1 protein-coding gene and 1 pseudogene are annotated in these 1,618 nt (G+C 54.1%); one reads left to right on the forward strand and one right to left on the reverse strand.

The annotated features are described in order from the left end of the window. Positions 1 to 182 precede the first annotated feature (182 nt). Positions 183 to 1,300: pseudogene (locus tag ACR0K5_RS25060) on the forward strand (IS3 family transposase). Here ACR0K5_RS25060 and ACR0K5_RS25065 read toward each other — a convergent pair. Beyond that, on the reverse strand, positions 1,243 to 1,618 hold a 376-nt coding region (locus ACR0K5_RS25065; RefSeq protein ID WP_480632221.1), incomplete at its 5' end, for a hypothetical protein. The pseudogene ACR0K5_RS25060 and the gene ACR0K5_RS25065 overlap by 58 nt on opposite strands.

The following is a 1,618-nucleotide window of genomic DNA, read 5'->3' on the forward strand; positions in this document are numbered from 1 at the left end:
ATTGCAACTGAAATTTCTCAGATACTAGACCTCCTGCGTAGCTGTAGCGGCTTGAGATCATAATCCGTTGGGCGCGAGATCATCGCTGTTTCTGGCTCAGATTATTTGAGACTATAATTCGATTTGGTGTCTTGGCCCCCTAAAACTGTGCCACAGTTGGCTTAGTTTTGGAGACGGGATTGATGGCGCGGAAACGGTATTCGGACGAAGATATTCTGCGGCTTTTGCGCGAGATTGAGCTGGGCCTGGCATCTGGTTCGGATGTCGCGACGGCGTGCAGAACGGCTGGTGTCAGTGATGCGACCTATTACACATGGCGCAAGCGGTTTGGTGGGATGGGACGATCTGAGATGGCCAATCTGAAGGCGCTGCAGAAAGAGAATGATCGGCTCAAGAAAATCGTGGCTGAGCTTGAACTGGACAAACTCATTCTCAAGGAGAGCCTTGATTATCTAAAGCCAAAGGCCTGACGGCAGACCAGCTTCGTCAGGCCGTGGTCCACACCCGACAAAAGCTGGCAACCTCTGAACGGCGCACCTGTCGCGTGATTGGATTGGCGCGGAGCACGCTGCAATACCGCGCAGCGCCAAAGGATGATGAGGCGTTACGTCTGGCGATGATCCGATTGGCCAAACGGTATGGGCGCTACGGCTACCGCAAGGTCGCCGAGCTGCTGCGTGTCGAAGGCTGGGCAGTCAATCATAAAAAGATCGAACGACTATGGCGCGAAGAAGGCTTGCAGCTCCCACAACGGCACAAGAAACGCAAACGGCTGTACCACAAGGACAGCTCGATCATCCGGCTCCGACCGCAACATCCCAATCACATCTGGAGCATTGACTTTGTCCACGACAAGCTGAGCAACGGACAGAGCTACAAGATGCTGACGGTGCTGGATGAGTATACCCGTGAGGCGCTCTGCGTAGCGGTCAAGCCGAAGATGAACAGCGCAGACGTGCTGGATGCGCTCTACCCACTCTTATTGCGGCACGGGAAGCCCGAACACATCCGTTCCGACAACGGCGCGGAGTTCATCGCAACGGCCCTGCAGACCTGGTTAAGAAAGGTGGGCATTAAGCCGATCCAAATCTACCCGGGATCACCTTGGGAGAATGGATACAACGAGCGCTTCAATGGCACTCTGCGCCGGGAAGTCCTCAACGCAGAATGGTTCCACACCACCAAACAGGCTCAGATCGTCATCAATACCTGGCTTAGACAGTACAATCGTGTCAGACCCCATCAGGCTCTAAACATGCGACCGCCCGTTCCAGAAACCTTGCTCAAAACTGGCCCATAGAATTGGGGCTGGACAATGTTGTGCTTGACGGTGATCGATTTGATCTCGCCGGTTGCGTCATCGGTGTTTACGAAGAGAACCCCGCACCGGTCCCAGTAGTTCGTGCCATCTTTTTCACCGGTTTTGACGTTCAGTTTCAGAGTTTGAGTTGCCATTGTTAGATCCTCGCTTTTGAGTGTTTCGATGGACATGATTTTTGCGGGCACTAAGGGGATGTCAGCGACTATTTTGCTTCGCGATGCAAAGGCGGGCTTGCCCGCCGGCGGAAAATAGTCGTTGAAGCTGCCGATCTTTACGCAGATCGGCAGCGCCGGTCCC

It is taken from the genome of Ruegeria sp. AB9 (genome assembly GCF_056542585.1).